Raw genomic sequence first — 26,466 nt, forward strand, 5'->3', positions numbered from 1 at the left:
CGGCGAAGCATAGCCATGCAGGACCTTGGAATCATCAGCCCGGGCCTCGAGGAGTTCCGCGAACTCGCCGGCAGCAGCCGGGTCATCCCCGTCACGCTCAAAGTGCTGGCGGACGCGGAGACCCCTATCGGCCTCTACCGGAAGCTGGCCCAGGGCGAGCCCGGCACGTTCCTGATGGAGTCCGCGGCGGTGGGCGGCACGTGGTCGCGGTACTCCTTTATTGGCGCGAAGTCCCGGGCAACCCTGACCACCAAGGACGGCCAGGCGCACTGGCTGGGCCAGCCCCCTGCCGGCGTGCCCCTGGACGGCAATCCCGTGGATGCCATCCGCGACACCATCGAAGCACTGCGGACCAGCAGGTTTGACGGACTGCCGCCGTTCACCTCCGGCCTAGTCGGCTTCCTGGGCTGGGAGACGGTCCGCCACTGGGAACGGCTGACCAGCCCGCCGGAGGATGATCTCCACCTGCCCGAGATGGCGCTGAACCTGGTGACGGACATGGCCGTGCACGACAACCATGACGGCACGGTGCTGCTGATCGCCAACGCCATCAACTTCGATGGCAGCAACGACCGCGTGGACGAGGCCTGGGAAGATGCCGTGGCCCGGGTCAAGGCCCTCCTGACCACGATCAGCACACCAGTGGCCCAGCCGGTTTCCGTGCTGGAACCCGCCGCCCTGGATTTCGCCTCCAGCGTCGAGGAACGGTGGGACGAACCCTCCTACCTGGCCGCCCTTGACCGCGGCAAGGAAGCCATCGTGGACGGTGAAGTGTTTCAGGTGGTGATTTCACGCCGCTTCGAAATGGAGTGCGGCGCCTCACCCCTGGACGTGTACCGCGTCCTGCGCAACACCAACCCCAGTCCGTACATGTACATCTTCAGCCTCGAGGACGCCGACGGCCGGGAGTACTCGATCGTTGGGTCCTCGCCCGAGGCCCTGGTGACGGTGACCGGCGAAGAAGTCATCACCCACCCCATTGCCGGTTCGCGGCCCCGCGGCAAGACGGTGGAGGGAGACAAAGCCCTCGCCGAGGAGCTGCTGGCCGACCAGAAGGAACGTGCCGAACACCTGATGCTCGTGGACCTCTCCCGCAACGACCTGTCCAAGGTCTGCGTGGCGGGAACCGTGGACGTCACGCAGTTCATGGAGGTGGAGCGGTTCAGCCACATCATGCATCTGGTCTCCACCGTGGTGGGCAAGCTGTCCCCGGACGCCAACGCCTACGACGTCCTGAAGGCGACCTTCCCCGCGGGCACTCTGTCCGGTGCCCCGAAGCCCCGGGCTCTGCGCCTGCTGGACGAGCTTGAACCCCACCGCCGCGGCATCTACGGCGGCGTGGTGGGTTACCTCGACTTTGCCGGCGACATGGACATGGCCATTGCCATCCGCTCGGCCCTTCTCCGCGAAGGCCGCGCCTACGTCCAGGCCGGGGGAGGCATCGTGGCGGACTCGGTGAACCCCACAGAAGCCTTGGAGACCGTGAACAAGGCGGCCGCTCCGCTCCGGGCCGTACACACCGCCGGATCGCTGCACAACATCGCGGCGGAATCGCTCCCCGGCACCTCTCACATCAGCGACGCCGGCACCGCCGGGGAAAGCCAGGCCGCCGAATGACGGCGGCCTGGGCCAGGAAGTCCACACTGGTACTGCTGATCGCCGTCCTTGCGCTGGCCGTCTTCGGGACCACCACCCAGACCTGGATCACCGTCACCCTGGACGCCAATCAGGTGGGCCAGGCGGCAGGGGACCAGAACACCCTTCCGGTCCAGGGCAGCAAGGCCGCCACCACGGTGACAGCCCTGGCCTTGGTGGCCCTGGCGGGCGGACTGGCAGCGTCCATCGCCGGAAAGTTCGCGCGGTGGGTCATCACCGCCATCATCTTGTTGGCCTCCGTGGGCATCATTGCCGCGGCCGCCACGGTGCTGGCTGACCCGCTGGGCGCCGCGCAGGGCTCCATCGCCGCTGCCACCGGGGTCACCGGCGGGAACGCGGAAGTGGCTGCTACCGCATTCCCGGTCCTCGCCGTCGTCGCCGGTGCCCTGCTGGCGCTGGCGGCGTTGCTGATCATCCCCGCTGGCCGGCACTGGAAGTCGCGGACCAAATATGACGCAGCCACATACGGGGGGCCCGCCGGCAGTACGGCGGCCGCCACCGGTCCCGTGGACGAGATCGACAGCTGGGACCGGCTCTCGCGCGGCGACGATCCCACCTGAACCCCCGCTCGCAGCCAAACCCGAGCAGCCCGCTAAAACCTGAGCCCGGTCTGCCGATGGGCAGGTCACGGCCAAAAAATGGCAGAATGTAAGCAGTATTCATCCCGAGGAGATTCACATGAGCAAAGCACCCGCTTCCGTATCGAAATCAGGCACCCGGACCGTTGCCCCCGGCGTCGTTGACCACAGCCAGGAACTTGGCCACGGCAACAGCCCGGCGGCCTGGACCTGCGTGATCGTTATGCTGGTCGGCGCCCTCATCGCGTCCATCGCCTTTGTCATCGCCAACACCCCCATCTTCATCGCCGGCGCAGCCGTGATGGTCCTCGGCCTAGTCCTTGGCTACATCATGCGCAAGGCGGGCTACGGCGTCGAAGGCAGCAAGCTGAAGAGCTCCGGCCACTGATGGCGACTGTTCTCGACGACATCAATGCCGGTGTCTGGGAGGATATGGAGGCCAGGAAGCGCCTCGTTTCGCTGGCGGAACTGAAGGACCTGGCCGCGGCGGCGGCACCCGCCCGGGACGCCTGGTCGGCCCTCGGCGGCACCGCGGTGCAGCGGGACCAGTTCAAGGTCATCGCGGAAATCAAGCGGCGCAGCCCGTCCAAGGGCGACCTCGCCAGCATCGTGGATCCGGCAGCGCTGGCAGAGCAGTATGCCGACGGCGGCGCAGCCGTGATCAGCGTCCTCACCGAACAGCGGCGCTTCAACGGCTCCCTCGCGGACCTGGACGCCGTCCGTGCCCGCGTGGACGTTCCGCTGCTCCGCAAGGATTTCACCCTCGATGAGTACCAGATCTGGGAGGCCCGCGCCCACGGCGCGGACCTGATCCTGCTCATCGTGGCGTCGCTCTCCGACAGCCAGCTCCGGGAGTTCAGCGCCCTCAGCCGCGAACTCGGCATGAACGTGCTTGTGGAGACGCACACCGAAGAGGAGATCGAACGTGCAGTGGCGGCTGAGGCGCGCATCATCGGCGTCAACGTGCGCAACCTGAAGACGCTCGACGTCGACCGTTCAGTTTTCGCCTCCCTCGCCGGACTGATTCCGACCCAAGCACTGGTCATCGCCGAATCCGGTGTGCGCGGCGTGGACGACGTGACGCATTACGCCGCCAACGGCGCCAACGCCATCCTGGTGGGCGAGGCACTGGTCAGCGACGCAACGCCGCGTGAGCGGATCGCCGAATTCACGGCGGCCGGCGCTGCCGCCATCGCCGCCCGGGCCTAGTCCGGGCACCCGCCGGGCCTGGCGCCGGCGGCACAACACTTCCGAACGACCAACTTGAACAGGACGGTGAGACTGATGGTTGACGCACCCTCAGAAAACGCTGACAACAACGCTGCGGACGCTTTCCTGCAGGGCGGCTCCCTCAAGCACGCCCCGGGGCCATACTTCGGCGGCTACGGCGGGCGTTGGATGCCTGAATCGCTGATCGCCGCCCTGGACGAGCTCGAAGACACCTTTGAAAAGGCCAAGGCAGATCCCGAATTCCTGGCCCAGCTCTCCGATCTGAACAAGAACTACTCCGGCCGTCCCTCGCTGCTGACCGAAGCCAAGCGGTTCTCCGAGCACGCCGGCGGCGCCCGGATTTTCCTCAAGCGCGAGGACCTCAACCACACCGGATCCCACAAGATCAACAACGTCCTGGGCCAGGCCCTGCTGGCCAAGCGCATGGGCAAAACCCGCGTGATCGCCGAGACCGGCGCCGGGCAGCACGGCGTTGCCAGCGCCACCGCCGCCGCGCTCCTCGGCCTGGAATGCGTTGTCTACATGGGCGCCGAAGACTGTCGCCGGCAGGCACTGAATGTCGCCCGGATGCAGCTGCTCGGCGCCACCGTGGTGCCCGTGGTGAATGGTTCCCAGACCCTCAAGGACGCCATCAACGACGCCCTCCGGGACTGGGTCAGCAACGTCGACAACACGCACTACCTATTGGGCACCGCTGCCGGGGCGCACCCGTTCCCGGCCATGGTCCGCTTCTTCCACGAGGTCATCGGCGAGGAAGCCCGCGCCCAGATCCTGGAGCAGACCGGCAAACTGCCCGACGCCGTCTGCGCCTGCATCGGCGGCGGTTCGAACGCGATCGGCATCTTCCACGGATTCCTGGATGATCCGTCCGTGAAGATCTACGGCTTTGAAGCCGGCGGCGACGGCGTGGAAACCGGCCGGCACGCAGCCACCATCACCCTTGGCAAGCCGGGCGTCCTGCACGGCGCACGTTCCTACCTCATGCAGGACGACGACGGGCAGACCATCGAGTCGCACTCGATTTCCGCAGGCCTGGACTACCCGGGCGTTGGCCCGGAGCACGCCTACCTGGCCGACATCGGACGCGTCAGCTATGAGCCCATCACCGACAGCGAAGCAATGGACGCGTTCAAACTGCTCTGCCGGACGGAGGGGATCATCCCCGCCATCGAATCCTCACACGCCCTCGCGGGTGCCATCAAGGTTGGGAAGCGCCTCACCGAAGGCAGTGCCGACCCGTCCGAAACGGTGGTCATTGTGAACCTTTCCGGCCGCGGCGACAAGGACGTTGAGACCGCCGCGGAATGGTTTGACATGCTCGACGAGGAGGGCAAGGTCAAGGGCACCAACCTGTCCACCCGCAAGCCCAAGGGCCCTGCCGACAGGGCGGAAACTGAAGCCGTTCCCGCCACAGCTGCTACTGCCACCAATGCTGCGGACAACAACGAGGACCAGAACTGATGACTGAACAGACGGCCAGCAAGTCCGCCGCCGCCATCGACCGTGCGCGGGACGCCGGGCGCTCAGCGCTCGTGTGCTACCTGCCTGCCGGGTACCCGGACGTCCAGGCCACTATCGACGCCGGCATTGCCATGGCGAAGAACGGTGCCGACCTGATCGAAATCGGCATTCCGTACTCGGATCCTGTTATGGACGGCCCGGTCATCCAGGCCGCTACCACCGAGGCGATCGCCAACGGATTCCGGGTCGAGAGCGTCTTTGACGTTGTCGCCGGCATCACGGCAGCCACCGACGTCGCCGTGCTGGTGATGACCTATTGGAATCCCGTGGTCCGGATGGGTGTGGACGAGTTCTCGCGCCGGCTGGCCGAGGCCGGGGGAGCAGGGCTCATCACGCCTGACCTCATCCCGGACGAAGCATCGGAATGGTTCGCCGCCTCGGACAAGTACGGACTGGACCGCGTGTTCCTCGTGGCGCCGTCCTCCACCCCGGAGCGCCTGGCCATGACGGTCAAGGCAAGCCGCGGCTTTGTGTATGCCGTCTCCATCATGGGCGTGACGGGGACCCGCCAGGCCGTCAGCAGCAGCGCGGAGAAGCTCGTGGCCGACACGCACGCCGCCGGCGCCGAACGCGTCTGCGTGGGACTCGGTGTCTCCAACGCCAGCCACGTCCGCGAGATCGCAGCATACGCAGACGGTGTCATCGTTGGCACCGCGCTTGTTGCCGCCATCCGTGACGGGGGAGTCCCCGCCGTCGCCGACCTCACCCGGGACCTGAGCGCCGGACTCGTCAGGGAAGAAGCCTAACCACCATGCAGATCCTCCTTCAGGCCGCCGCCCTGGTGCCGGCCAGCATCCCCAGCCCGGACTGGTCCGGCTTCGACATCCCGCTGCCGTGGGGGACTCTGCGGATCCACGCCTATGCCCTGTGCATCCTCGCCGGGATCATCGTGGGCCTGTGGCTCACGTCCGTCAGGTGGGCCCGCCGCGGCGCGCCCGAAGGCAGCGTCTGGGACATCGTCATCTGGGCGATTCCCTTCGGCATCATCGGCGGCCGGCTCTACCACGTGGTTTCGTCCCCGGACGCCTACTTCGGGCCCGGCTTCGACGGGACCGGGGACCTGTGGCTCATCCCGCAGATCCAGCGTGGCGGACTGGGCATCTGGGGTGCCGTGGTTCTGGGCGTCCTGGGCGCCTGGATCGGCTGCCGCCGGTCCGGCGTGAAACTCACCGCCTTCCTGGACGCCGCGGCGCCCGGACTGCTGCTGGCCCAGGCCGTTGGCCGCTGGGGAAACTACTTCAACCAGGAACTCTTCGGCGGGCCCACCATCCTGCCTTGGGGCCTGCAGATTGATGCGGATAATCCCAACTTCCCGGCCGGAGTGCCGGTGGATACCCTTTTCCACCCCACGTTTCTTTATGAGTCACTCTGGAACATCGCCGGTGTGCTCATCCTGCTTGCACTCGACCGCCGATTCCACTTCCGCCGTGCCCGGCTCTTCTGGCTCTACGCCATGTACTACACCCTGGGCCGGGTCTGGATCGAAGCGATGCGGATCGACGACGCCGAACAGATCAACCTGTTCGGGATCACCACCAGGCTCAACGTCTGGACCAGCATCTTTGTCTTTGTGGCAGCACTCATCGTGTTCGTCCTCCTGGGATTGAAGGGCCGCCCGGAACCGGACACTCCCTTCCTGGCGGGCCGCGAGCCGGCAGCAGTCGAGGACGTGGACGCTGCGGGGGAAGAAGAGGCACCGGTCCGCGATGCGGACTCTTCTGTCTCGGATAGTGAATCGCGTGATAGTCTCCCACATAACCAAAATGGTGCCCGGATCCCTTCCACCCCAACGGAAGAGGAACCGGCATTCCGGGACGGCGACAAGCCCGTAACGGAGTCGCCGGTAACCGGAAGTTCCCGCCACAAGGCAACGGAATCCGCGCCGGAGGCTGGCACGAACAAGTAGGACGCCAGCACGGCAGGGTAGCAGAGTCAACACTCGGAGCGCCCACATACCACAGCGTCGTGGCAACAGGGCCCATCCGGCCAGCAGACAGCAGCTGGCCGGTCAAGTCCGGGTCACGGGCCTGCGTAACTCTTCGTTCAGCAGGCCGGTCTGGCCTACAATTTCCAGTAAATAACACTTTGTTGTGCCCATCACATCGGCGCTTACAAGGCGGGCCAACGGTGTCCCTTCCATACGCACGATCTCGAGGAAGGACGTCTTCAATGACCCATCTTCATAGCCCACGTTGGTCCGAAAAAATAGGATCGCAGGGCCCCGTCTCCCCGTTCAAGCGCTTTGCCGCGCTGCCCGAGGCCCGGGGTCTGTACAACCCAGAGAACGAAAAAGACGCCTGTGGCCTGGCGATCATCGCCACGCTCCGCGGCGAGCCCGGCTACGACATTGTCGACGCCGCGCTGACCGCGCTCCGCAACCTGGAGCACCGCGGTGCTGTGGGTGCCGACGAGGGAACCGGTGACGGCGCCGGCCTGCTGATGCAGATCCCGGACGAGTTCTTCCGCGCCGTCACAGAATTCGAACTCCCCGCACCGGGCCAGTTTGTTGCGGGTACCGCCTTCCTGCCTGCCGAGCAGCGCGAAGCCGACGCCGCCAAGGCCGGCATTGAAGGTCTTGCCGCCGATGAAGGCCTGACCGTGCTCGGCTGGCGAGAAGTGCCCATCGTCGCAGACCTCGTGGGCGCCATGGCCCGCGCCTGCATGCCCTACTTCTCACAGCCCTTCCTTGCCTCGGCAACCGGCGAGGAACTGGACCGCAACGAGCTCGACTCACGCGCCTGGCGGATCCGCAAGCGTGCCCAGAACAAGTTCGGCGTGTACTTCCCGTCACTGTCCTCGCGCACCATCGTCTACAAGGGCATGCTCACCACGGCCCAGCTGGAGCCGTTCTACCCCGATCTCTCGGACAAGCGTTTCAAGACCAAGCTGGCGATCGTCCACTCGCGCTTCTCCACCAACACGTTCCCGTCCTGGCCGCTGGCCCAGCCGTTCCGCACCATCGCCCACAACGGTGAAATCAACACCGTCAAGGGCAACCGGAACTGGATGCGCGCCCGTCAGTCCCAGCTCGCCAACCCACTGCTGGGTGACTCCCCGGAAGAGCTGTACCCCATCTGCACCCCCGGCGCGTCAGACTCCGCGTCCTTCGACGAAGTCGCCGAGCTGCTGTGGCTCTCCGGCCGCCCCATCACGCACTCGATCATGATGATGATCCCCGAGGCCTGGGAAAACCACGCCACCATGGATCCGGCACGGCGGGCGTTCTACGAATACCACTCCCTGCTCATGGAACCGTGGGACGGCCCCGCGGCCGTCTCCTTCACCGACGGCAACCTCGTCGGCGCCACCCTGGACCGCAACGGCCTGCGCCCCGGACGCTACTGGATCACCGAAGACGGGCTGATCATCTTCGCGTCCGAGGTGGGCGTGATCGACGTCGAACCCTCCAAGGTGGTCAAGAAGGGCCGGGTTTCCCCGGGCAAAATGTTCCTCGTGGACACCGACGCCGGCCGCATCATCGACGACGAAGAGGTCAAAGCCGAGGTCGCTGCCGCGAACCCTTGGGCCGAGTGGGTCAAGGACAACCTGATCGACCTCAAGGACCTCCCCGAGCGCGAACACGTGGTTCACACCGCCGCGTCCGTCAACATCCGCCAGCGGACCTTCGGGTACACCACCGAAGAGCTCAAGATCCTGCTCGGCCCGATGGCCCGCACCGGCGCCGAGCCGCTGGGTGCCATGGGCTCCGACACCCCGATTGCAGTGCTCTCCAAGCGTCCCCGGCTGCTCTTTGACTACTTTGTGCAGTCCTTCGCGCAGGTCACCAACCCGCCGCTGGACGCCATCCGTGAAGAGCTGGTCACGTCGCTGACGTGCGCCATCGGCCCGAACGGCAACCTCTTGGACACCAAGCAGGTCCGCCAGCCGCAGGTCATGCTGCCGTTTCCCGTGATCAACAACGACCAGCTCGCCAAGATCGCCAACATCGAAACGCCCGACGGCGACCGCGTGGCCATGAAGGTCCGTGGCCTCTACCGCCCCGAAGGTGGCGAGAACGCCCTGCGTGCCCGGCTCACCGAGATCTGCGAGCAGGTGTCCGGCGCGATCAACCGCGGCGTGCAGTACGTTGTGCTGTCCGACCGTGACTCGAACGCGCAGTGGGCGCCGATTCCTTCGCTGCTCCTGGTCAGCGCCGTGCACCATCACCTGCTGCGCAGCGCCAACCGCACCAAGACCGCCCTGGTGGTCGAGGCCGGCGACGTCCGCGAGACGCACCACGTGGCTGTCCTGATCGGCTACGGCGCCTCCGCCGTGAACCCGTACCTGGCCATGGAATCCGTGGAGCAGCTGATCACCGCCGGTGACGTTGTTGGGGTTACCCCGCAGGACGGCGTCTACAACCTGATCAAGGGCCTCGGCAAGGGCGTCCTGAAGATCATGTCCAAGATGGGCATCTCCACTGTTGCGTCCTACACCGGTGCGCAGACGTTCGAGGCCCTGGGCCTCGGACAGGAACTGGTGGACGAGTTCTTCGCCGGCACGCACTCCCAGCTGGGCGGCGTGGGCCTGGACGTTATCGCCGCCGAAGTTTCGGCGCGGCACCAGATGGCCTACCCGGAAGGCGGCATCGAATTGCCGCACCGCCCGCTCCTGGGCGGCGGCGAGTACCAGTGGCGCCGCGACGGCGAGCCGCACCTGTTCAACCCGGAGACCGTCTTCCGCCTCCAGCACGCCACGCGTGAGCGCCGCTACGACATTTTCAAGGCGTACACCAAGGGCGTGGATGACCAGTCCGAGAACCTGATGACCCTGCGCGGGCTGCTCAAGTTCAAGAACGACCGTCCCGCTGTTCCGTTGGAGGAAGTGGAGCCCGTCTCCAGCGTTGTGAAGCGTTTCTCCACCGGCGCCATGAGCTACGGGTCCATCTCCAAGGAAGCCCACGAGACCCTCGCGATCGCCATGAACCAGTTGGGCGGGAAGTCCAACACCGGTGAAGGCGGCGAGGACGTGGACCGCCTGCTGGACCCGAAGCGCCGTTCTGCCGTCAAGCAAATCGCGTCGGGCCGGTTCGGCGTCACCAGCCTGTACCTGACCAACGCTGACGACATCCAGATCAAGATGGCCCAGGGTGCCAAGCCCGGCGAGGGCGGCCAGCTGATGGCGCAGAAGGTGTACCCATGGGTTGCCCGGACGCGCCACTCGACGCCCGGCGTCGGCCTGATTTCACCGCCCCCGCACCACGACATCTACTCGATCGAGGACCTCGCGCAGCTCATCTATGATGCGAAGCGCGCCAACCCCTCGGCCCGTGTGCACGTCAAGCTCGTCTCCGAAGTGGGGATCGGCACTGTGGCGTCGGGTGTCACCAAAGCGAAGGCCGACGTCGTACTGGTCTCCGGCCACGACGGAGGGACCGGCGCGTCCCCGCTGAACTCGCTCAAGCATGCGGGTGTGCCGTGGGAGCTGGGGCTCGCGGAGACGCAGCAGACGCTGATGCTCAACGGCCTGCGCGACCGTGTAGTGGTCCAGGTGGACGGCCAGCTCAAGACCGGCCGCGACGTCGTTATCGCCGCGCTGCTCGGCGGCGAGGAATTCGGTTTCGCCACCGCCCCTCTGGTGGTGGAAGGCTGCATCATGATGCGCGTCTGCCACCTGGATACCTGCCCGGTGGGCGTCGCAACGCAGAACCCCGAACTGCGGGCCCGCTTCACCGGCAAGCCCGAATTTGTGGTCAACTTCTTCGAATTCCTGGCCGAGGAAGTCCGCGAGATCCTCGCGGAACTCGGCTTCCGGAGCATCGAGGAGGCGATCGGCCACGCCGAGGTGCTGGATGCCCGCGAAGCGATCAACCACTGGAAGGCCGACGGCCTGGACCTGGACCCGATCCTGCACGGACTCGAGTTCGACGACGACGCTCCGCTGCGCAACATGACCTCGCAGAACCACGAACTGGACAAGCACTTTGACCAGCGGCTGATCACCATGGCCACGGAAGCGCTGACTGACCGCAGCCCCGTGAAGATCGCGGTGGACGTGATTAACACGGACCGCTCCGTGGGCACCATGCTTGGCCACACGGTGACCAAGACGTTCAGCACGGACGTGCTGGCGCCGGACACCATCGACATCACCCTGACCGGTACCGCGGGACAGTCGCTGGGCGCCTTCCTGCCCGCCGGCATCACGCTGCGCCTCTTCGGTGACTCGAACGACTACGTGGGCAAGGGCCTTTCCGGCGGGCGGATCATCGTCCGGCCGGACCGCACCAACGTGTTCAAGGCCGAAAGCAACGTCATTGCCGGCAACGTGATCGGCTACGGTGCCACCAGCGGCGAGATGTTCCTGCGCGGCCAGGTGGGCGAACGCTTCATGGTCCGCAACTCCGGAGCCACCGCAGTTGTCGAAGGCATCGGCGACCACGGCTGCGAGTACATGACCGGCGGGCAGACGCTGATCATCGGCCGCACCGGACGCAACTTCGGCGCCGGAATGTCCGGCGGTACCGCCTACGTGCTGGACCTGCAGACCACCCAGGTCAACAAGGACGCCCTGCAGTCCGGCGAACTCCAGCTCGTTGAACTCGACGCCGAAGACAGGGACATTGTCCACGGCCTGCTGGTGAAGCATGTCGAGGAAACGGAATCGCTCCACGCGGCGCGGTTGCTGGAGAACTTCGACGATACTGCTGCCCGCATTACCAAAGTGCTGCCGCGCGATTACGCGGCAGTCCTGCAAACCCGTCTGGACGCCATTGAAGAGGGCCTTGACCCTGATGGCGAAGAAGTATGGGCTCGAATCCTGGAGGTGACCGGTGGCTGATCCACGCGGATTTCTTAAAGTACGCCAGCGTGAAACCCAGCCGCGCCGCCCCGTTCCGGTCCGCATCATGGACTGGAAGGAAGTCTATGAGGCCCAGGAAAAGGGTGTCCTGAAGGCCCAGGCCGGCCGCTGCATGGACTGCGGCGTGCCGTTCTGCCACCAGGGCTGCCCGCTGGGCAACCTCATCCCCGAGTGGAACGATCTCACCTGGCGGGACAAGGGCGAGGAAGCGATTGAGCGGCTGCACGCCACCAACAACTTCCCCGAGTGGACCGGCCGGCTTTGCCCGGCGCCGTGTGAGGCGTCCTGTGTGCTGGGGATCAACCAGCCTGCGGTCACCATCAAGCAGGTTGAAGTGTCCATCATCGACGAAGCGTTCGAAAACGGCTGGGTTAACCCGCTGCCTCCGACGCGACTGACCGGAAAGACCGTTGCCGTCGTCGGCTCCGGGCCTGCCGGCCTGGCCGTGGCGCAGCAGCTGACCCGGGTGGGGCACACCGTTGCGGTGTACGAGCGTGACGACAAGATCGGCGGCCTCCTCCGCTACGGCATCCCCGACTTCAAGATGGAAAAGGAGCAGGTGGACCGCCGCGTTGAGCAGATGAAGGCGGAAGGCACCCGCTTCCGCACCGGCGTCGCTGTGGGTACCGACGTGACGTGGGAGCAGCTGCGACGCCGCTACGACGCCGTCGTGGTTGCCACCGGCGCCACCGTCCCGCGGGACCTGCCCATCCCGGGCCGTGACTTCGAAGGCGTGCACTTTGCCATGGATTACCTGGTGCCGGCCAACCGCGTTGTCGCGGGGGAGACGGTGGAGAACCAGATCCACGCCAAGGGCAAGCACGTGGTGATCCTGGGCGGCGGCGATACCGGTGCTGACTGCCTCGGTACTGCGCACCGCCATGGAGCCGCATCCGTGACCACCCTGGCCATCGGCAAACAGCCGCCGGCCGAACGCGCCGGGCACCAGCCCTGGCCCACGTTCCCCACCCTGTTCGAAATGGCCAGCGCCCACGAGGAAGGCGGCGAACGCACGTACCTCGCCTCCACCGTGGAGTTTGTCGGCGAGAACGGCAAGCTTACCGGCGTCAAGGTTGCCGAAACGGAATTCGTTGACGGTAAGCGGCTCCCGAAGGCCGGCACCGAACGGATCATCCCGGCGGACCTGGTCTTCCTGTCGCTGGGCTTCACCGGAGCCGAGCCTGCTGGCATCACCGAGCAGGTCAGCGCCGAATTCGACGGGCGCGGCAACGTGACCCGCGACGGGTACTACATGACCAACACGGAGGGCATCTTCGTGGCCGGCGACGCCGGACGCGGGCAGTCGCTTATCGTATGGGCCATCGCTGAGGGCCGGGCCTGTGCGGCCGCCGTGGACAAGTTCCTCATGGGCAGCACCATCCTGCCGGCGCCGGTGGCTCCGACGGACCGGGCCATCGCGGTTCTCTGACAGCCGTCAGTTCGCCGCGGATTAACCTCCACAACAACTTAACCAATGCAGGACGCTACTAGGGTAGGTATATGAGACGCGCTAAGATTGTGGCCACTTTTGGCCCGGCAATTGCCAGCTTTGAGAACACCCTCGCGGTGTTGGAAGCCGGTGTGGATGTTGCCCGGATGAACATGAGTCACGGTGACTACACCGTGCATGACAACACCTACGAGAATGTCCGCAAGGCAGCAGCCCAGCTGAGCAAGCCTGTGGCCATTATGGCTGACCTGCAGGGCCCCAAGATCCGTCTTGGGCGCTTCGTGGACGGCCCGCACGCCCTCGCCGAGGGTGACATCTTCACCATCACCACCGAAGACGTTCCGGGCACCAAGGAGATCTGCTCCACCACGCTGAAGAGCCTCACCGAGGACGTCAACGTGGGGGATGCCCTGCTGATCGACGACGGCAAGGTGGCCCTGCGGGCGATCGAGGTCGACGACGTCAAAGTCGTTACAGAGGTAACCGTCGGCGGGATGGTGTCCAACAACAAGGGCATCAACCTTCCCGGCGTTGCGGTCAACGTGCCGGCGCTGAGTGAAAAAGATGAGGACGATCTCCGCTGGGCCATGCGCCGCGGTGTTGACATGGTTGCACTGTCGTTCGTTCGCGACGCCTCGGACATCACCCGTGTGCACGAGATCATGGACGAAGAAGGCCGCCGTGTGCCGGTCATCGCCAAGATCGAAAAGCCGCAGGCAGTGGACCAGCTCCACGAGATCATTGACGCCTTTGACGCCATCATGGTGGCCCGTGGCGACCTCGGGGTGGAACTTCCGCTCGAGGAAGTGCCGATCGTGCAGAAGCGCGCCATCGAACTGGCACGCCGCTGGGCGAAGCCGGTCATCGTGGCCACGCAGGTCCTCGAATCCATGATCGACAACCCGCGCCCCACCCGTGCAGAGGCCTCCGACTGCGCCAACGCCGTGCTCGACGGTGCAGACGCCGTTATGCTCTCCGGCGAGACCAGCGTGGGCAAGTACCCGATCGAAACCGTCAAGGTCATGGCCAGGATCATCGAATCCACCGAGGTCCACGGCCTGGAACGCGTTCCGCCGCTGGGCACCAAGCCCAAGACCCGTGGCGGCGCCATCACCCGCGCCGCCGTCGAAATCGCCGACCAGCTGGATGCAAAGTACATCTGTACATTCACCCAGTCCGGCGACTCCGCGCGCCGCCTGTCGCGTCTGCGCCCCATCAGGCCGGTATTCGCGTTCACTCCGTTGGAGCACGTGTGGAACCAGCTGGCGCTGACCTGGGGCATCCAGCCGGTGCTGGTTCCCATGGTGGGCCATACTGACGAGATGACCGCGCAGGTTGACCGCAGCCTGCTCGAAATGAAACTCGTCGAAGACGGTGACCTGGTGATCATTGCCGCCGGGTCCCCTCCCGGAAAGGCTGGTTCCACCAACTCGCTGAAGGCGCACAGGGTGGGCGACTTTGCAGACGCCGGCAGCCTGGGCGACGCCGGCGAAGGTGCCCCCAGGGAGAAGCTCGGCCCCTGGCCAACGGCATAGCAACCTAAAAGGAAGGACCCCTGCCAGTTTGGCAGGGGTCCTTTTCTTTGCTCCGGTGATTGTGCTTGTCCGGTGATTGAGCTTGTCGAAATCCCGACAGGCTCAATCCAGAATCTTTTAGTTGACCTGGTTGATAATGGTTTCGGCAACCTCGCGCATGCTGAGGCGGCGGTCCATGGAGGTCTTCTGGATCCAGCGGAAAGCCTCCGGCTCCGTCAGGCCCATCTTGGTGGTCAGCAGGCTCTTGGCGCGCTCGACGAGCTTGCGGGTGGCGAACTGCTCCTGCAGGTCCGATACTTCGCTTTCGAGGGCCTTGATTTCCTCGTGGCGGGAGAGCGCAATTTCCAGGGCCGGGATGAGGTCGGCCGGGGTGAAGGGCTTGACCACGTAGGCCATGGCGCCGGCATCGCGGGCGCGCTCCACAAGTTCCTTCTGGCTGAAAGCCGTCAAAAGGACCACGGGGGCGATGCGGGCCTTGACGATCTTCTCGGCTGCGGTGATGCCATCCATAATCGGCATCTTGACGTCCATCAGGACGAGGTCCGGCTTGAGTTCCTCGGCGAGCTGCACGGCCTTCTCGCCGTTGTCTGCTTCGCCCACCACGTCATAGCCTTCGCCGCGCAGGATCTCGATGATGTCGAGTCGGATGAGGGTTTCATCCTCGGCCACAATGACGCGGCGCGCCGGCTGGGACGTGGGTTTTGACTCCGTTTGTTCAGTCACGGGATCTCCTTGGAAAGGTACGGCGGGAACATCACCATCTTAGGTGCGCCCGCGGCCGTAGTTTGATCTGCATGGTCTATTGCGGCGTCAGCGGCGCGATTCTGGAATTCAGCCTATCTGCATGTAGAGTAATTCCGCGTACGTGAAGCGATCGCGTTGCTCACAATCAGCTGTGGGCGTACCGGTTTGCACAGCGTATTCCGCGCCCGAGTGGCGGAATTGGCAGACGCGCCGCACTCAAAATGCGGTATCGAAAGGTGTGTGGGTTCGAGTCCCACCTCGGGCACAGTGTTTCCGCAGGTCAGGGGCTTTTTTGGTGTTTCTTCGTGTGGACAGTGTCCACACTCTTGCCTCTGATCTGATGTTCCGGGTGTGTGGGGTCCCGGAAGGCGTATTCGGTTGTGTGGGGGAGCGGCTGACTACGGCGGACCGGGTGCCGCCCCGTGGGGCCTCTTCTGGGAGCTCATCCTCCTTCGTCCTTCCGTTGGGTTTTCGCGTTCACCACTTCATGGTGGCTAGAACCGCCTACAACATGACCTGCTGATTATTTTTTAGATCGACCCAGGGTTGCGGCCGGTCTGGATTTTCCGCTCTGATACCTGTTCATGCAGGAATGCGGGGGGAACGGCATGACATGGCAACTGATCCGGAGCAGATCATGAGCTCGCTGAGCCTGCCCAGGTGGTAGCCGGGGTCGGCTTCGAGGGCGAGTTGCAGGAACTGGTGGGCCTTGCTGCCTCTGCCTTCCCACCAGTTGATGAAGGCGATGGCGGTGAGGATTGGGGCGGAGTGTCTGGTGCTGCTGCGTGTGTATGCGTGCAGCAGCACCTGCTCTGCCCACTTGACCCGGGACCAGTGCGGGTTGCTGTTCGTCTGGGCCAGGAGGACACGGTTCATGGGTTCGTCGATTCCGGGGATGTCCGCCATGAGTTGATCCCGAATGGTGGGGAACTGGAGGCTCGCGATCAGGCTGATGATTTGCTCGTCGGTCGGAAAGGATTTTCCGGCCAGCATTTCCGTCCAAAGCGTCCGGGCCCGGTCCCTGACACCCTCGACGTTCAGGCTCTGCATTGATTTCACGCAAGTTTCCCTCCGTCTCCAGCACAACGTTGTTGTCTTCGCCCGTGCCCTGGTCTCGCCCGTCATCGACGGGCACCCTCTCGGCTGCCACCGGCCGTAGGTCCCGGACCGATCGTGTTCGTCAAGCTCGTCCAGGTCCTCGTGCCCGGCGCCGCCTACGAGAAGATCGCCGAAAGCACCTGCTCGGCCACCACCGTCCGGCACCGGGGAACGGGCACATCGCCGCCGGAATCTTCGAAAAGCTCGAGCAGCTATGCCTGGAAGCCTATGACCGCATCGTCGGCATGGAATTCGTGGACCTGGCCGTGAACGGATGCATCGTCAAAGCCCCCTGCGGCGGCGAGGCCGCGGCCCGGTCCCCGGTGGACCGCGGCAAGTCCGGCACCAAACGCTCCCTGCTGGTCGACGGCAATGGCAACCCCCTGGGCACCGTGGTCGCGGCGGCAAGCGCCACGAGTCGCACAGCTGGCTGACCGGCAAGCCCGAAAACGTTCGCTGATCGCCTACGACCAATGAATCCAATAGGAATTGATCAAATTGCGCCCCTGGGCTCGGCATGCATCTGTTTTCCTCCATCACGCGGGCGGAACAGCCGCGAGTTCCGCGGCTTGGCGCTTCTGCGGCGTCGACGTCGCAAAGCTCGGCTACCAGGGGCGAGACTTCGGATCCGTCGCTGAAGCCGCGGATGTCCCTGCCGGATGGATGGAAGCGTCACCGCCGCCCAGCTTGCCCTCTAAGGCCACAGCATGGGTGCGAGCCCTGCTTTCGAGGTCGCCCGTCGGCTACCTCCCCCGGGCACAAGCGAAGCACAAGCGACGGGCCACCCAAAAGGAACGGCCCGCCGCTTCGCAGCTTTTAGACAGCCAGCAACCGGCAGCCCAGGTCGGTGGCCCTGAACTCGCCGAAGTCGCGCACCACCAGTTCGGCTCCCGCCTCGACAAGCCGTTCTTCCGGGCAGTAACCGCTGAGCACCCCCACGGGGACACAGCCTGCTTCCGCGGCGCAGCGCATGTCATACTCTGTGTCGCCGAAGTACAGGGCTTCGCCGCCGTCCCGGAGATCTGCCAGCACCCGGGCTTTGTCCGCGGCTTCAGTAACGACGACGCCGAACCGGTCCTCGAGGTCAAAAGTCCTCAGTTCGGCCAGCAGGTACCCGGGCCCTGCCGCCGATATGACCGCACACATCTCGCCGGCCGCATTGAGCTCGGCCAGAAAGCCCGCCGTACCGGCGCGAAGGGGCGCTGGCTGCGAAGCCATGGCCGCGTTCCATTCCGCAATGGCGGCCGGCACGTCTCCGGCGCGAACGCCAAGCTTCAGGAACATCTCGTCCATCGGCAGCATGAACTTGCGATCAAACTGATCCGGGCTGATCTCCTGTCCTCCCACCAGCCGCAACGCCGCATTGGTTGCACCACAGGCACGGCCTGCGTCGTCGGCAATGGTGCCGTTCCAGTCGAAAAGGTATTTCATACAGCGGCCGACAATGCAGCGGCTGTCAGTCCCAGTTCGGAGGCCATGCCCGCCTGGAGCCCGCCAGGGCCGTGGAAAACGTGGATCTTCTCCGGATCAGACCACACCCCAACACGGGAATGCAGCTGCGGGCGCTCAGCGGAGCGGCAGGACAGGAGGAGCACCGAGCCGCCCAGGTCCACATGAACGGTCCTGAGCGGGCCGTTGGGCTCGATCAGGATCACTTCGCCTTCCGTAGTCCAGGCGTTGCCGCGCTCAGGTCGTCCAAGGCGGACGTCCTCAGGCCGGACGCCCAAGACAACGTTGCCCGTCAGGCCTGCGTTGCTGGCGTCCGTGGACACGCGTCCGTAGGCCGTCTCCAGCGCCCCGGATTCCGAGCGGACCGAGGAGAGGAGGTTCATCGGCGGCGCTCCGATGAACCCGGCAACGAAGGCCGAGACGGGAGAATCGTAAAGCTCGTCCGGAGTGCCCAGCTGCACGATGCGCCCGTTGTCCATCACGGCAATGCGGTCGGCCATGGACATGGCGTCCTGCTGGTCATGGGTGACGGTCACGCCCGTGGCGCCCTCCTGGCTGATGAGCTGGTGGATTTCGGCGCGCAACGAGATATGGAGCTGGGCATCGAGTCCGGACATGGGCTCGTCGAGGAGTACGACGCCGGCATGCCGGGCCAGTGCGCGCGCCAGGGCAATACGCTGGCGCTGGCCGCCCGACATCGCCTTCGGGCGCCGGTGAAGCAGTTCCTCGACTCGCATCCGGGAGGCAACCTCGCGTGCCCGCTTCTCCGCCTCCTGCTTGGACAGGCCCAGGCCGTGGCGCAGCCCCAGGGTGATGTTGCCCAGGGATGACAGGTGCGGATACAGGGCGAAGTTTTGGAAAACGATCGACACGTCGCGCTGGTGGGCGGGCACGCCCGCCTGGTTCTTGCCGTCCAGTTCCACGGTGCCCTCGTCAGGGTGTTCGAGCCCGGCGATGATCCGCAGCAGGGAGGACTTGCCGGATCCCGAGGGTCCCAAAATGGAGAGGTTCTCCCTGTCCCGGATGGACAGAGTGACGCCGTCGAGCGCCGTCACGTCGCCGAAGCGCTTGGTGATGTTGGTCAGTTCAATCGCTGTCATGGTTACTTACCCAGCATGGAGTTGATGGACTTCGCTGTGGCGGGCACAACCTCGTCGGCCGGCTTTCCGGTGGCAAGCTGCTCCATCATGGTGCGCACGGTGTTGATGATCTGGGCCGTCTGGGCTCCTTCGAAACCGCCCCACACCGTCAGCGGCTTGTCGTAGGTCCACGCGTACCGCATCTGGGGAGCGATGTTTTCTCCCTTGAGGAGCTCTTCGGTGGCAAGCTTGTTGACCGGAATGTAGCTGTAGTCCTTGCCGCTGCTCAGGAGCGAGGCCTCCTTGGTGAGCATCTCAGTGATCATTGCCTGGGAGAATGCTGCCTTGCAGGAGTCCTCGGAGATGACCACCCAGCCATTGCCGCCCGCAGGCAGGTCGCCCTCGGGTCCGTTGAGTCCGGGAAGGTCGATGGGCGTCCAGTCCAGGTCCTTCGGAGCTTCCTTGGCAACCTTCACAATGCGGGACGTCGTGGCCATATGGAAGGCGAGGTTCCCGGCGACAAACTGTGCCTGGCCGTCATCCATGCGCACATTCAGGGACACTTTGTCCTCCGCCAGACGCGAGAGCAGCCCGATGGCCTCGCGGCCCTTCGGGGTGTCAAAACCGAACGACCCATCCTCGGCCACGTACTTTTCGCCGGAGGACTGCACCAGTGCCTGCGAGAACCAGTCCGGAAGATCATCCGAAGAGATGTTGATGCTGGGCTTGCCGGTCTTCTCGGTGACCTTCCTGGCGGCTTCCTCCAGTGCTGCGAAATCCTTGATGGACGCCGGATCGGTAATGCCGGCTTCAGCCAGCAGCTTCTTGTTGACCAGCATGGTGGGCGTGGAGATCTGAAACGGTGCAAGGTAGGTGGTGCCGTTGACTTCCCCGGCCGTCAGGAACTGCTTCTGGTAACCCTCAGGAAGTGTTGCAGGGTCCAGCGGCGCGGGGTTGTAGCTGTCGGTCCAGAACCGGAGCTGGCCCAGGCCCGTCATGATCAGGTCCGGCCGCTTACCCACTGCTGAATCCGCGACGATCTGCTTGGTGAGGTCGGAATAGTTACCGCTCTGGGCGGCGACGGCATCGATCTTGAGGCCGGGGAACTTCTGTTCCATGACCTTCTTTGCGTGGTCGACGGCGGGCGTGCCCTGGGGGGCGAACGCCAGTTTGATGGTGGTTTCCTCCGGCTTGCACTGGTCGATGGCGGCTGCAGCGGCGACAGAGCCGCCGGAGCCGGACTCAGCACCTCCGCAGGCCGAGAGGCTTAGGACCGTCACGGTGGCGAGCGCGGCGGTGGCAAGGATTTTGTGGCGCATGGGGATTCCTTCGTGTGATTTGGGAGGTCTGTAGATGGGGGTGGGGAGGGGTTACGGAGTCAGCCGGCGACTTCGGTGCCGGCCATACCGCGGACAAAGTGACGCTGGGCGAGGAGGAAGAGGATGACCACAGGTGCGGTCACGATAGCGGCGGCGGCCGCGAGTGCGGGATAGTCGAAGCCGGTGTCGGCATTCTGGAAGATCGCGAGGCTGAGCGGCGGGGTCATGATGGCCGGGCTACGTGCCACCAGGAGCGGCCAAAGGTAGTCGTTCCAGTGGGTGAAGATCGACAGCATGGAGAAGGCGGCTATTGACGGAGCCGAGATCGGCACGACCACTGAGACAAGGGTCCGCAGTGGGCCCAGCCCGTCGGTCTCTGCCGCCTCCATAATGGCCTCCGGCACCGCCATCATCTGCTGGCGCAGCATGAAGATGCCGATGGCGCTCGTGACGAACGGCAACACCAGGCCCAGCCGTGTATCGCCCAGGCCGAGCAGGTTCAGCCCCACGAAGGTTGGGATCATGGTGGCCTGGTGCGGGATGAGGAGGCAGGCCAGCACCAGGCCGAGGATGAGGCCGGCGCCGCGGAACCGGAACTTGGACAGCGCGTAGGCGGCCGGAATGCAGGTCAACAGCTGCAGGACTAGGATGCCGAGCGTCACCGCGATGCCGTTGAGCATGGCCTGGCCCAGGTTCGCCTTGTCCCAGGCCCGGGTGAAGTTTGAAAAGTCGAATTCGACGGGGATGAGGCTCAGTCCCGTGGTTGTCAGGCCCTCCGCGGGGGCCACTGCCGTCCGCACCATCCAGTAGAAGGGAAACAGTGCCAGTGCCGCCGCGAGGATGCCGAGGGTCGTAGCCAAAGCTGTGTGGACTTTGTTCAGTTTGGTCATGGGGTTTCCTTGGTACGCCGCGGACGTCCGATGATGCCGACGGCAAGCAGCAGGGCGATCAGGATGAAGGAGATGGCGGATGCTTCGCCGATCCGGAAGTACTCGAAGCCCACCTTGTGGGCCGCGGTCATGGCGGTTTCCGAGCTTCCCAGTGGGCCGCCCTTGGTCATGACGTTGACGATTTCAAAGACCTGGACGGCGCCGGTGATGGACAGGACCGTGACGAACACCACGGTGGGCCGAAGCATCGGCAGGATGACCGTCCGCAGCTTGGTGAAACCCCGGATTCCTTCGACGGCCGTCGCTTCGTGGATGGAGGACGGGATGGTGGTCAGCCCTGCCATGAACAGCAACATGCACAGGGACGTAGCCCGCCACAGCCCCAGCAGAATAACGGTGAACAATGACGTATCGGCTTCATCCAGCCAGTTCACCGGGGCGAGGCCGACGATCCCGAGGAGCTGGTTGGCGAAACCGCCCTGGAACGCGAAGATCCATTTGAACACCACGGCCATGGCCACCATGTTCGCCGTCATGGGCAGAATGAGGGCGGTCTTGGCGAGCCAGCTCCCGCGGCCCATCTTTTCCATGAGCAACGCCAGCAACAGCCCCAGCACAATGGACGGGATGATCGTGGCCAGCGAATACACCAGCGTGTTCCACGCCGCCTGATGGATCAGCGGATCTGCAAAAACCTTGAGGTAATTATTGATGCCCGCGTACTTCCATGAACCCCCGGACAGCGGGATAACGAAGAAGCTCCCGATCAGGGACAACAGGGCCGGCCCGTAGACGAACAGCAACAGGGCCGCCAGAGCGGGGAGCAGCAACAGATACGGCGTCAGGGACGGCCTGGAGTATCCAGAAGTGGGGGCCTGCTTGCCTGTACGGCCTCCGGGAGCCGGCGTTGCGGCTGCGACCTTCGCCGCCGAACGCGTCAGCAGGCTCATGATCCGGCTCCCAGATTAAGCGCGAGCAGCCCGCCGTCGACTCCCACCGTGAGGTAGCTACCGCCCCCGGCGGCGACCAGCGGGGCTGCGAGGGGGACCCCGACGTCGTACGTCCCGGCCGGGGTGCCGTCCAGTCCGTAACGGCGGATGACGCCGTCGAGCCCTGGCAGCAGCAGCGTTTCGCTGGACTCTTCGTAGGCAGGGGCGGCCATGACGGGGTTTGCCTTCATGCGGTAAGCCGTCATGGGGAACGGAGCCAGCCCATCCACTGCTGCATCCCACAGCTGCCCGCCGGTCTCCTTGGCCAGCATGCGGAGACCACGGCCGGTCACGGTGACCACGTATCCGGCGGGGGTGATGACCGGGGTGGAGGGGCTGTAGCCGCCTTCATGCTGCACGGTCCACTGCGCGGAGCCGGTCTTCCGGTCCAGCTTGGCCGTGCTGGAGATCGCCGGTACCAGGAAGCTGTCCTGCGCAGCGTCGTAGGCCGCGGTCCCGGTGACCCGGAGGTTCCGGGCGGCGTCCCACGGGTCGTCCTGCAGTAGGGGCATGGGCCAGATAGACTCCCCGGTGTGGAGGTCGACGGCGATCGGCGAGTTCGGCGTCGGCCAGAACCCCACCATCACCATGGTGCCCACGATCGCGGGGCTGGAATGCGTGACGATGTTGTGGTGGGGGGACAGATCGGTGCGCCGCCACAGGACCTCTCCGGTGGCAGCGTCCAGGGCGCGGAGGTCGCTCTGGTCGCCGAGCACCACGATGCCCGCCGATTCCACTGGTGACTGCCAGGCGAAGCGCCGGTACGGGTCCGTGGAGGGCGTCGTCCACAGCCGCTCACCGGTTCCGGCAGCCAGGCCCGCTACCGCACCGTTGACCTCGGCAACCACCACGACGTCGCCAACCAGGACCGGACGCGTCTTGACGGCGGACCCGGTGGGCGCCGACCACAGAAGCCGGCCGCTTTCAGCGTCGAGCGCCTCTACCGTCCCGGCAGGGCGGTCCTCAATCTGGGAGCCGGCAAAGATCTGGTCCCCCGCCAGGGCGAGCCCGGCGCGGTGGCCGGCACCGGCCAGCTGATGGCGCCAGCGGACCAGCGAACTGCCGGATTTGGCGTCATATCCTGCGACGGTGGCCTTGTCGACGTCGAACGCGTGTTCCGGGTTGTGCAGGTAGTGGGCCGGCATGGTGCGGGTGTTCAGCTCCAGGCTCGTGCCGTCCCACACCACTTCGCGGAACATCGGCGGGGAATAGTCCAGGCCGGCAAAAAACGGGGTGGGGCTGTTGACGTGCAGGACGCCGTCGATGTCCACGACCCGGGACGTGTGCCAATGGCCGGAGAAGGTGGCCAGCGGCTTCCGCGGGAGCCGGTCCATGACCGGATGCCCCGGCTGGTCATGCATGCACAGGATGTAGGGGGTATCGTCCCCGGCGGCCGCGAGATCATTGCTGAGCCATTCCTCCTGGACCGTGTGGTCTAGTCCGAGCTCGTGCGTGTGCCAGTCCATCACCACCACGTGCAGGCCGGCAACACCGTAGGAGAACCACCGCGGGCCCACCAACGACTCGTACAGTCCCGGGTCGCCATCGTTGACGATGTAGTTGTTGCGGGAAATGCGCCCTGCCCGTCCGGCGTGCATGTGGTCGTGGTTCCCGGGAACCAGGTTGACGGGAACCTGGGCATCAGCCACAGCATCCAGCAAACCGGCAAACTCCTCCGGAGATCCGTGGTCCACCAGATCGCCGGTGACGATCACGGAGCGGCTCGCCGGCGAAAGCTGAGGGAGGTCCTGAATGAATTCCTTCAGCTGGTCAGGCGTTGTCAGGCGTCCTTTGTCGAAAGCCCACTGGTCGGGCTGAGCCATGTCGATATGCGTATCGGTGATGTGCATGAACTGGTACGGGAGGGATTGCTCCGTGGCGTGCAGTTCGAAGACGAGCTCCGTGCTGTTGCCGGCATTGGCGGGAACCCGCCTGAACCAGTGGTCCGTATGCCACCCGGTGGGACGGGTCAGGGTGATGAATGAGCCGAAGGTTTCGACAGTGAAAGTGCCGTCCGCTCCGGTGGCCACGACGTCCCGACCGTTTGTGACGGCGACGCCGGGAAGCGGCATTCCTTCTGCCGCGATGACACGGCCGGTGATGATTGTGGGCATGAGGTCTCCAGGATTGAGCGGAATATTCTGGGAATTGCGCTAACTGCGATGAAGTTGGGAGAGGATGTCGTTGCTGGCGGACAATGCGGCCATGCGCTGATGGGATCCATGGGTCAGCAGAACCACGATGGCGTCCAGTACAGCCAGGTGCACCACACGGCTGGTCATGGCATCCACCCGGTAGGCCGTTTCCTGACTGCCCGCCACCACTGACAGATCCACGAGGTCAGTCAGCGGTGTTCCGGTAAAGCTGGTAACCGCCACCGTCGCTGCCCCCGCTGCCTTCGCCGCACGGGATGCTGCCAGTGTTTCCGTGGTGGAACCCGTATGGCTGACGATCAGGCAGGCATCCTCCCGGGTGAGGCGGCTGGCCATGATGTTCTGGATATGTGCATCGGCGACAAACACAGCATCGACTCCCACCAAGGCAAGCCGATACGCCACATCCGCGGCCAACGGAGCTGACGTGCCGATGCCCAAAACCAGGGTTCTGCGTGCTCTGCCGATACGGGCCGCAACTTCTGCCACGCTGCCGTGGTCAATGTTCCCCGCGGCAGACTGTAACGCCTCGGCCGAACCGAGAACCACCTTGCGGCTAACGGTCCGTTCATCGTCATCGGCCTCGATATCGGCAAGCTGCACAGTTTCGGACGGCGACTCGCGGGTCAGAACCAGCTTGAGGGCCTGGAAACCGGCCAGGCCCATGCTTTGGCAGAACCGTACTGCGGACGCGGACGAAACTCCTGCCTCAGCCGCGAACTGGCCGATCGACTGATTGATGATGTTCTGCGGATCTCCCAGAATGGCACGGGCGATACGCAGCTCCACGGCGGAAAACGAGGCCAGGTTTTCCCGGATGGACTCAAGGAACTGGGTCTGGTGCTTGGCGGGGACTTTGATTTGTTGCGTGCTCACAACTTCAAGTTAGGTGGCTGAGTCAACGGGCGAGAACACCGGAGGTAAACGAAGAAAAAACATTTCACAAAATGGTCAGCTGTGAAATTTACGTTCACGCTGTGCCCGGAATAGTGCGCATCCATGCAACGGCCCACAGAATGCGGCACATCTTCCGGGTGTGGCGGGCCCACTCACTGGGAGACGAGGCATTGGAGCGGCTTTACGTGGCGGAGGCACAGCACTTCTCCGGCGCGGAAGCTGCCCCGCCATCGTTGCCCAACTGGCCACGTGCCGAGGCCACTTCGGCATGGCCTTCTGGAACCCCACACTGCTCCGCTGCGAAGCTGACCTAGTTCCCTGCGCCTGAAGTTCGTTTCAGAAGTCTGCCGATTGATTCGAGAATTTGTTCAGCGGTCTTGGTCCAGATGTATGGTGTGGGGTTTTCGTTCCATGTTTTGACCCAGTTGCGAATGTCGGCTTCGAGGGCCTGGACGCTGCGGTGGTCGCTGCGGCGAAGGAGGTCTTCGGTGACGAATCCGCGCTCGACTTGGTTCAGCCAGGAGGAGTAGGTGGGGGTGAAATGGATGTGGAACCGCGGGTGGGCCTGGAGCCAGTTCCTGATAGTCGGGGTTTTGTGGGTTTGGTAGTTGTCGCAGATCAGGTGCACGTCCAGGTCCTCGGGGACCTGGGCGTCTATCTTGACCAGGAAGCTCCGGAACTCGGTGGCGCGGTGCTTCCGGTGAAGACTGGAGATCACGGAACCATCCGCGGTGTTCAGTGCGGCAAACAAGGTCGTGGTCCCGTGCCTGACGTAGTCGTGGGTTCGTTTCTCGGGCGTCCCAGGCATCTGAGGAACGCAGCCGGGATCATGCGGCTTTCGGCCGATCGGACCATGAAGGGGTGAAGAGGAGGTGAAATCGTTATGCAAAGCCTGGAGACTCAGTGCGCCGTGCGGGTGTGCCCGGAAGTCCCTAACGAGCGCGGGCAGGACCAGGTTTCGGCCGAGGTTGATCTGAGGTGTGTCAAGGATGTGAGACAGTCGCGTAGTTTCTTTTTGGTCAGGCAGCCGCGGGAAGCGGTTGCGCGGTTGGCGTGAAGGCCGCCATTGCGGTGGCC

19 protein-coding genes, 1 tRNA gene and 2 pseudogenes are annotated in these 26,466 nt (G+C 64.8%); 12 read left to right on the plus strand and 10 right to left on the minus strand.

From position 1 onward, the window contains the following. The first annotated feature begins 15 nt into the window (after positions 1 to 15). The 10 genes from NG698_RS08480 (at position 16) to pyk (ending at position 14,771) form a co-directional block, all read left to right on the plus strand. The gene (locus NG698_RS08480; RefSeq protein WP_252609186.1) at positions 16 to 1,617 is read left to right on the plus strand and encodes an anthranilate synthase component I; all 1,602 of its coding nucleotides are present in this window, start codon (positions 16 to 18) and stop codon (positions 1,615 to 1,617) included. Next, positions 1,614 to 2,216 (plus strand): Trp biosynthesis-associated membrane protein, encoded by a 603-nt coding sequence (locus tag NG698_RS08485; protein ID WP_252600216.1) that lies wholly within the window; start codon positions 1,614 to 1,616, stop codon positions 2,214 to 2,216. The genes NG698_RS08480 and NG698_RS08485 overlap by 4 nt, the downstream gene beginning before the upstream one ends. 118 nt (positions 2,217 to 2,334) lie before the next feature. Beyond that, on the plus strand, positions 2,335 to 2,622 hold the full coding sequence (locus NG698_RS08490; RefSeq protein ID WP_252600217.1) for an HGxxPAAW family protein: 288 nt from the start codon (positions 2,335 to 2,337) through the stop codon (positions 2,620 to 2,622). Next, positions 2,622 to 3,443, plus strand: coding sequence for an indole-3-glycerol phosphate synthase TrpC (trpC, locus tag NG698_RS08495; protein WP_252600218.1), 822 nt, complete (start codon positions 2,622 to 2,624; stop codon positions 3,441 to 3,443). The genes NG698_RS08490 and trpC overlap by 1 nt, the downstream gene beginning before the upstream one ends. A gap of 75 nt (positions 3,444 to 3,518) precedes the next feature. After that, on the plus strand, positions 3,519 to 4,925 hold the full coding sequence (gene trpB, locus NG698_RS08500; RefSeq protein ID WP_252600219.1) for a tryptophan synthase subunit beta: 1,407 nt from the start codon (positions 3,519 to 3,521) through the stop codon (positions 4,923 to 4,925). Continuing rightward, on the plus strand, positions 4,925 to 5,731 hold the full coding sequence (gene trpA, locus NG698_RS08505) for a tryptophan synthase subunit alpha (RefSeq protein WP_056345641.1): 807 nt from the start codon (positions 4,925 to 4,927) through the stop codon (positions 5,729 to 5,731). Before trpB ends, trpA begins: the two co-directional genes overlap by 1 nt. A gap of 5 nt (positions 5,732 to 5,736) precedes the next feature. Next, a complete protein-coding gene (gene lgt / locus NG698_RS08510; RefSeq protein WP_252609189.1) occupies positions 5,737 to 6,891 on the plus strand; it encodes a prolipoprotein diacylglyceryl transferase in 1,155 nt (384 codons plus the stop codon). A 263-nt stretch (positions 6,892 to 7,154) separates the two neighbouring features. Continuing rightward, positions 7,155 to 11,765 (plus strand): glutamate synthase large subunit, encoded by a 4,611-nt coding sequence (gltB, locus tag NG698_RS08515; RefSeq protein ID WP_252609190.1) that lies wholly within the window; start codon positions 7,155 to 7,157, stop codon positions 11,763 to 11,765. Continuing rightward, the gene (locus NG698_RS08520; RefSeq protein ID WP_252600222.1) at positions 11,758 to 13,215 is read left to right on the plus strand and encodes a glutamate synthase subunit beta; all 1,458 of its coding nucleotides are present in this window, start codon (positions 11,758 to 11,760) and stop codon (positions 13,213 to 13,215) included. The genes gltB and NG698_RS08520 overlap by 8 nt, the downstream gene beginning before the upstream one ends. A 71-nt stretch (positions 13,216 to 13,286) precedes the next feature. Further along, a complete protein-coding gene (gene pyk / locus NG698_RS08525; RefSeq protein ID WP_252600223.1) occupies positions 13,287 to 14,771 on the plus strand; it encodes a pyruvate kinase in 1,485 nt (494 codons plus the stop codon). Between the two features lie 117 nt (positions 14,772 to 14,888). On the opposite strand, the gene NG698_RS08530 is transcribed toward pyk, so the two are convergent. Then, positions 14,889 to 15,494 (minus strand): ANTAR domain-containing response regulator, encoded by a 606-nt coding sequence (locus NG698_RS08530; protein WP_056345656.1) that lies wholly within the window; start codon positions 15,492 to 15,494, stop codon positions 14,889 to 14,891. Between the two features lie 204 nt (positions 15,495 to 15,698). Between NG698_RS08530 and NG698_RS08535 the strand changes: the two genes are divergently transcribed. Beyond that, a tRNA-Leu gene (locus NG698_RS08535) sits at positions 15,699 to 15,780 on the plus strand. 317 nt (positions 15,781 to 16,097) lie between these two features. On the opposite strand, the gene NG698_RS08540 is transcribed toward NG698_RS08535, so the two are convergent. Then, entirely contained in the window at positions 16,098 to 16,640 is a 543-nt protein-coding gene (locus NG698_RS08540) for a DUF4192 family protein (protein WP_509908523.1), read from the minus strand. Between NG698_RS08540 and NG698_RS08545 the strand changes: the two are divergent. Continuing rightward, a pseudogene (locus NG698_RS08545) lies at positions 16,624 to 17,023 on the plus strand (transposase family protein); the annotation flags it as partial. The gene NG698_RS08540 and the pseudogene NG698_RS08545 sit on opposite strands and share 17 nt — an antisense overlap. 406 nt (positions 17,024 to 17,429) lie before the next feature. Here the strand turns inward: NG698_RS08545 and NG698_RS08550 are convergent. From NG698_RS08550 to NG698_RS08585, 8 genes and pseudogenes are all read right to left on the minus strand, one after another. Then, positions 17,430 to 18,044 (minus strand): HAD family hydrolase, encoded by a 615-nt coding sequence (locus NG698_RS08550; protein WP_252603511.1) that lies wholly within the window; start codon positions 18,042 to 18,044, stop codon positions 17,430 to 17,432. Then, complete coding sequence (locus tag NG698_RS08555) at positions 18,041 to 19,162, minus strand: ABC transporter ATP-binding protein (protein ID WP_252603509.1); 1,122 nt, start codon at positions 19,160 to 19,162, stop codon at positions 18,041 to 18,043. Before NG698_RS08555 ends, NG698_RS08550 begins: the two co-directional genes overlap by 4 nt. A gap of 2 nt (positions 19,163 to 19,164) precedes the next feature. Next, positions 19,165 to 20,460, minus strand: a complete 1,296-nt coding sequence (locus NG698_RS08560; RefSeq protein ID WP_252603506.1) for an extracellular solute-binding protein — start codon at positions 20,458 to 20,460, stop codon at positions 19,165 to 19,167. Positions 20,461 to 20,519: 59 nt separating this feature from the next. Next, positions 20,520 to 21,350: a carbohydrate ABC transporter permease gene (locus NG698_RS08565; RefSeq protein WP_252603504.1), complete on the minus strand. Its 831-nt coding sequence runs from the start codon at positions 21,348 to 21,350 to the stop codon at positions 20,520 to 20,522. Then, on the minus strand, positions 21,347 to 22,300 hold the full coding sequence (locus tag NG698_RS08570; protein ID WP_252603503.1) for a carbohydrate ABC transporter permease: 954 nt from the start codon (positions 22,298 to 22,300) through the stop codon (positions 21,347 to 21,349). Before NG698_RS08570 ends, NG698_RS08565 begins: the two co-directional genes overlap by 4 nt. Next, positions 22,297 to 24,453 (minus strand): outer membrane protein assembly factor BamB family protein, encoded by a 2,157-nt coding sequence (locus tag NG698_RS08575; protein ID WP_252603501.1) that lies wholly within the window; start codon positions 24,451 to 24,453, stop codon positions 22,297 to 22,299. The genes NG698_RS08570 and NG698_RS08575 overlap by 4 nt, the downstream gene beginning before the upstream one ends. Positions 24,454 to 24,492: 39 nt before the next feature. Next, positions 24,493 to 25,368 (minus strand): MurR/RpiR family transcriptional regulator, encoded by an 876-nt coding sequence (locus tag NG698_RS08580; protein ID WP_252603498.1) that lies wholly within the window; start codon positions 25,366 to 25,368, stop codon positions 24,493 to 24,495. Between the two features lie 331 nt (positions 25,369 to 25,699). After that, positions 25,700 to 26,203: pseudogene (locus NG698_RS08585) on the minus strand (IS630 family transposase); the annotation flags it as partial. Between the last annotated feature and the right edge of the window lie 263 nt (positions 26,204 to 26,466).

This window comes from Pseudarthrobacter raffinosi (assembly GCF_023913735.1).
Classification (GTDB): domain Bacteria; phylum Actinomycetota; class Actinomycetes; order Actinomycetales; family Micrococcaceae; genus Arthrobacter; species Arthrobacter raffinosi.

What these genes read in the sequence shown, in the direction of transcription:
- pyk (WP_252600223.1), top strand. Translation starts at nt 13,287, where the DNA reads ATGAGACGCGCTAAGATTGTGGCCACTTTTGGCCCGGCAATTGCCAGC.
- trpB (WP_252600219.1), top strand. Translation starts at nt 3,519, where the DNA reads ATGGTTGACGCACCCTCAGAAAACGCTGACAACAACGCTGCGGACGCT.
- NG698_RS08485 (WP_252600216.1), top strand. Translation starts at nt 1,614, where the DNA reads ATGACGGCGGCCTGGGCCAGGAAGTCCACACTGGTACTGCTGATCGCC.
- NG698_RS08555 (WP_252603509.1), bottom strand. Translation starts at nt 19,162, where the DNA reads ATGACAGCGATTGAACTGACCAACATCACCAAGCGCTTCGGCGACGTG.
- trpA (WP_056345641.1), top strand. Translation starts at nt 4,925, where the DNA reads ATGACTGAACAGACGGCCAGCAAGTCCGCCGCCGCCATCGACCGTGCG.
- NG698_RS08565 (WP_252603504.1), bottom strand. Translation starts at nt 21,350, where the DNA reads ATGACCAAACTGAACAAAGTCCACACAGCTTTGGCTACGACCCTCGGC.
- gltB (WP_252609190.1), top strand. Translation starts at nt 7,155, where the DNA reads ATGACCCATCTTCATAGCCCACGTTGGTCCGAAAAAATAGGATCGCAG.
- NG698_RS08570 (WP_252603503.1), bottom strand. Translation starts at nt 22,300, where the DNA reads ATGAGCCTGCTGACGCGTTCGGCGGCGAAGGTCGCAGCCGCAACGCCG.
- NG698_RS08560 (WP_252603506.1), bottom strand. Translation starts at nt 20,460, where the DNA reads ATGCGCCACAAAATCCTTGCCACCGCCGCGCTCGCCACCGTGACGGTC.
- NG698_RS08550 (WP_252603511.1), bottom strand. Translation starts at nt 18,044, where the DNA reads ATGAAATACCTTTTCGACTGGAACGGCACCATTGCCGACGACGCAGGC.
- NG698_RS08540 (WP_509908523.1), bottom strand. Translation starts at nt 16,640, where the DNA reads ATGACGGGCGAGACCAGGGCACGGGCGAAGACAACAACGTTGTGCTGG.
- trpC (WP_252600218.1), top strand. Translation starts at nt 2,622, where the DNA reads ATGGCGACTGTTCTCGACGACATCAATGCCGGTGTCTGGGAGGATATG.
- NG698_RS08480 (WP_252609186.1), top strand. Translation starts at nt 16, where the DNA reads ATGCAGGACCTTGGAATCATCAGCCCGGGCCTCGAGGAGTTCCGCGAA.
- NG698_RS08490 (WP_252600217.1), top strand. Translation starts at nt 2,335, where the DNA reads ATGAGCAAAGCACCCGCTTCCGTATCGAAATCAGGCACCCGGACCGTT.
- NG698_RS08575 (WP_252603501.1), bottom strand. Translation starts at nt 24,453, where the DNA reads ATGCCCACAATCATCACCGGCCGTGTCATCGCGGCAGAAGGAATGCCG.
- lgt (WP_252609189.1), top strand. Translation starts at nt 5,737, where the DNA reads ATGCAGATCCTCCTTCAGGCCGCCGCCCTGGTGCCGGCCAGCATCCCC.